Consider the following 4,590-nt stretch of genomic DNA (forward strand, 5'->3'; position numbering starts at 1 on the left):
CCAAAAGATAATCAAAACACTCATAAAGAGAATGAAGTGAAACACGAGCATCATGAAGATGAACATGATCACGGCTTTGCCGCTGAGAGAGTGATTAGTGAGGATGAGCAAGGTTTTGTGGTTTCACATGGAGACCATGCTCACTATTTCTTTAAAAAAGATTTGTCAGCAGAGCAGATTAAGGCAGCGCAAGAGCATTTGCATGGGCACCATCAGGTAGAGCCTGTAAAACCTCTTGCCAAGACTGTAGAAAGTTTCTCTCGAGATGCCAGCGATGCAGAAAAGATAGCTTATATCTCTAAAACCTATGGTGTTCCGCTTGAAGCGATTCGTATTTCAAATGGATTCTTTGTATTTGGAAATCCAGACCAGGCTTACGACCCAACTCACATTCACCCTTATGCAGTTCGAAAAGAACACGTTCGTATTCCGCTTCAAACAGGCGATGCAGAACTTGATTTCCTAAACGAACTCTATACAACTGCACTTCGGGATGGTGTCTCTCCATATAGTTTGCAGGTGGAAAATGGCAGCTTCGTCATTCCTCACGGAGACCATAATCACTACATTAAAGTGCAGACTAAAGGTTATGAAGTGGCTTTGAAACATAAGATTCCTGCCTTACAATCCAACTATCAACCAGGTGCCTTTGATGAAGCTACTGTTCAAAATAAGGTTGATCAACTTTTAGCAGAAAGTCGCGAAGTTTACAAGGATAAACCAATTTTACAAAGACAGATTGAACTTGCCTTGGGACAATTCTCTGAAAATATGAAGAAGCTCTCAACAAACTCTACAGCTGGTTATCTGGCTGCTTTAGATCTTTTTGACAAGCAGTACATCCACGTTGACTCTAGTGTAAAACCAACAGAAATCAGTCCTTTAGACAAGAAATATCAAGCTTTAGTAGATAAGATTAATACCTTGGATACGGATGCTTATGGACTTCCTAAAAAGGATCTCTTGACTCAACTCCAAGAAAATAAATTGGCTCAAGATGAGGCTGGTTTAGATGCAGTTGAAGCTAAACTAGAAGCTCTTCAAGACTTTAATGATCGTACTGGAGTTACAACAGTCGAGTACATTAAGTATTTCTATCAACATTTATCTGATAATCACTTAAATGACACTCTTAGAAATAAAGTTGCTAACTTAACTTGGACACTTTATCAATCACAATCCTTCCTCAAGGCGACTGACTTAAACAAACTCTTCCCTGAAATCTATCAAACAAAATTAGAGGTAGAAGAAGCAGTGAAGAATGAATCTGTTGCTCATAAGCCTTCTGAAACGATTTTAGATACTGAAAAAGTGGATGGTCACAGTGCTAAAACGGCAGTTTATGAGTTCTTGAAAGGTTTGTATGATGATATCAAACCTGAGGAACAAAGTAATCATGTTCGAAAAGGTCAAGTAGAAGAACTCTTAACAAAAGCTGAAGAATTAGTGGCTCAAGTTAAAGAAGAAGGTGTTAAAGCTTCTCTTGCTGACGAAGTGAAAAATCTGAAAGCTGCTCTAGATAAAGAAGATGCAGACCTTGATGAACTAAACACACAAGTTCAAGATCTTCTGAAGCGTATTTCACAAACCATTCAGACTGAACGTGAGAATGCCAACCAAGACCCAGAGGTTTTAGTTCTTTATCAAAAACTTTATAATGGTGTCATTGCCCTTCATACTTATTTAGAAATGAATAATGGTTCTGATGCAGACTTTGAAAAAGTGGATGCCTTGTTTGATAAATTGTCAGCTGCAAGCAAAGACAAGCAAGCTCTTCTAGCTCTTGCTCAAGAAATTGTCTCCTTAAACCAAGAATTTCAATCCAAAGACAAGCCAGCTGAAGCTAACTCCGAAACAGCCAATAAAGAAACAAATGATAAACAAGCTGAGTCAACCTTAACTCCTGCAACTACATCTCCAGAAACAAGAGAAAAAGTAACAGAATAATAAAAAGTTCAGACAGCTACCATGTCAAAAGTAGGCTGCTGATAAAAAAGAGGTCGGGAATTTTTTCCCGATCTCTTTAGTCTTTATAAGACACAATTCCAACGATAGTGTCAACAGCACGTTCCATTGTTTGTAGACTAACGTATTCAAAACGTCCGTGCATATTTTCTCCACCAGCGAAGATATTTGGTGTAGGAATTCCCATAAAGGAAATTTTAGAACCGTCTGTTCCTCCTCGAATCGGTTCGATAATAGGTGTGATACCAAGGTCTTCCATTACTGCTTTAGCAATGGTTACTGGTGTCATATCCTTTTCAATGACTTCCTTCATGTTGTAGTACTGGTCTGTCAAAGTCAAGGTTACACGATCACTACCAAGTTCTTGGTTCATCTTATCAGCAATAGCTTGCATGGCATCTTTACGCGCTTCGAAGCTTTCTTTTTCGAAGTCACGAATGATGTAGCTAGCACGCGCTTCCTCAACAGTACCTGTTACATCCATGAGATGGTAGAAACCTTGATAACCCTCAGTCAATTCTGGTCGGTCACCATCTGGGAGTTGATTGTGGAAGTCGATAGCTAACTGAAGCGCATTGACCATTTGCCCTTTAGCAGTTCCTGGGTGAACATTACGTCCTTGGAAGTGAAGTTCTGCACCTGCAGCAGAGAAGGTTTCGTATTGCAATTCTCCAAGAGGTCCGCCGTCCACTGTATAAGCGAAGTCAACATTGAAGTCTTCTGCATCAAATTTGTTGGCACCAACACCGATTTCTTCATCCGGACCATAGCCGACACGGATTTCACAGTGTTTAATCTCAGGATGAGCAGTCAAGTATTCGATAGCAGTCATGATTTCAGCGATACCAGATTTGTCATCAGCACCGAGAAGTGTAGTCCCATCTGTAGTAATTAATGTTTGCCCAGGATATTTCTCTAGGCTCTTGAAATCTGCTGGATCAAGCTTGAAACCAGAATTACCAAGCTCGATAACTCCACCGTCGTAGTTTTCAATAACTTGTGGATTGACACCTTCAGCATTAAAATCAGCTGTATCCATGTGGGAGATAAAACCGATCTTACGAGTCAAACTTGGGTCGTTGGCTGGTAAGGTTCCGATAGCAAAACCGTTTGGTAGATAGTAGACATTTTGCAAACCAACACGTTTCATCTCAGGGATGAGGACATTGGTTGCGAAGTCTACTTGACTTTGGGTACTTGGTGTAGTGGTTGAATGTTCGTCAGAACGTGTATTGACTTTGACATAAGTCAAAAAACGCTCCAACAATGTTGGATATTTCATCGTAACTCCTTTTTTCCTTCTTTTAAAACCATTGTATCATAGAAAGAAGAGAAAAACAAAAGTCAGAAGGGAGGTAACATTCTTATGTTAGCGTTTACTTATGGCTGTTTTAGTGATACAATAAAAAAGATAAAGATATCACAAGGATGCAGAGATGAAAAAAGCGATTTTAATGATGACATTTGGTTCCCCAGAAGAGATTACCTTTGAAGGAGTGGCTGACTTTTTTACTAACATTCGTCGAGGAGTTCGACCTCAAGACCACGAGATTCAAACACTTTATGATAATTATGTTCGAATTGGAGGAACTCCACTACAAAAAATTACCCGTGAAGAAGTTGCCTTAGTAGAAGCTAGATTGGGAAATGAATATAGTGTCTATTTTGCCAATAAATTTTCAACCCCCTTTATTCCAGATGTGATTCGGAAAATGGAAGCAGATGGAATTGAAAAGTGTATTTGCTTGATTTTGGAGCCACACTATTCCTTTTACTCTGTCATGGGGTACGAAAAGTTTTTGGAAAGCAAACAAATTCAGTTTTTAGTTATTAAGGACTGGTATCAAGAAGAAGCCCTCTTAAACTATTGGACAGATGAAATTGCTAAGATTTTAAAAGAAAAGGTGAAACAGGATAGCTTTAAAGTCATCTTTTCTGCCCACAGTGTGCCCATTTTTGCCTTGGATTTTGGTGATCCCTATATCGACCAGATTTTCGAAAATAGCAAGTTAATTGCTGAGAAATTAGGCTTGAAACCAGAGCAATATACCAACACTTGGCAGAGTGAAAGTGATATTGGTATTCCTTGGATTAAGCCAGATGTCCTGGAATATCTTAGAGAACAGAAAGAACATCCAAATCATTATATTTTTGTACCTATTAGTTTTATTAGTGAGCACATTGAAGTTTTGTTTGATAATGATGTGGAATGTTATGATTTATGCCAGGAATTGGGTGTGAACTACCATCGTCCACCAATGCCAAATACAGATTCTCGTTTGATTGATGCTTTGGTCAATATTGTCCGAGCTAATAAACATAAAGAATTTAGAGAATTCCTCCCAGAAGAAGAGACCTTTGATGAATTAGTCCCTTCGGATGAAACTAAGAATATTTTAGATGAATCACAAGATTTACAAATGCCAGAATTTGTTAAAAAATTAATTGAGAAAAAAGGTCGTGAAAATGTCAAGATGCCTTATTTAATCAAAAAAATGCTTGAAAAAGCTGGTAAATTACCTAAAGACTAAGTGAAAATAGAAAAGAACTGGTAATACTCTTCGAAAATCAAATTCAAACTGCGTCAACGTCGCCTTGCCGTACTCAAGTACAGCCTGCGGCTAG

General features: G+C 38.6%; 3 protein-coding genes. 2 read left to right on the forward strand and 1 reads right to left on the reverse strand.

The annotated features are described in order from the left end of the window. Positions 1-1,947, forward strand: a 1,947-nt coding sequence (locus ADH31_RS09725; RefSeq protein ID WP_049509194.1) for a pneumococcal-type histidine triad protein, incomplete at its 5' end; no start/stop codon positions are given. Positions 1,948-2,023: 76 nt separating this feature from the next. Here the strand turns inward: ADH31_RS09725 and pepT are convergent. Next, a complete protein-coding gene (gene pepT, locus ADH31_RS04500) occupies positions 2,024-3,247 on the reverse strand; it encodes a peptidase T (protein WP_049509195.1) in 1,224 nt (407 codons plus the stop codon). Positions 3,248-3,401: 154 nt separating this feature from the next. Between pepT and hemH the strand changes: the two genes are divergently transcribed. Next, a complete protein-coding gene (hemH, locus tag ADH31_RS04505; protein ID WP_049509196.1) occupies positions 3,402-4,496 on the forward strand; it encodes a ferrochelatase in 1,095 nt (364 codons plus the stop codon). Positions 4,497-4,590 lie beyond the last annotated feature (94 nt).

Source organism: Streptococcus pseudopneumoniae, assembly GCF_001072375.1.
Lineage (GTDB): Bacteria > Bacillota > Bacilli > Lactobacillales > Streptococcaceae > Streptococcus > Streptococcus pseudopneumoniae_L.

Bases quoted from the DNA above. Each gene is read 5' to 3' on its own strand.
- pepT (WP_049509195.1), bottom strand. From the start codon at position 3,247: ATGAAATATCCAACATTGTTGGAGCGTTTTTTGACTTATGTCAAAGTC.
- hemH (WP_049509196.1), top strand. From the start codon at position 3,402: ATGAAAAAAGCGATTTTAATGATGACATTTGGTTCCCCAGAAGAGATT.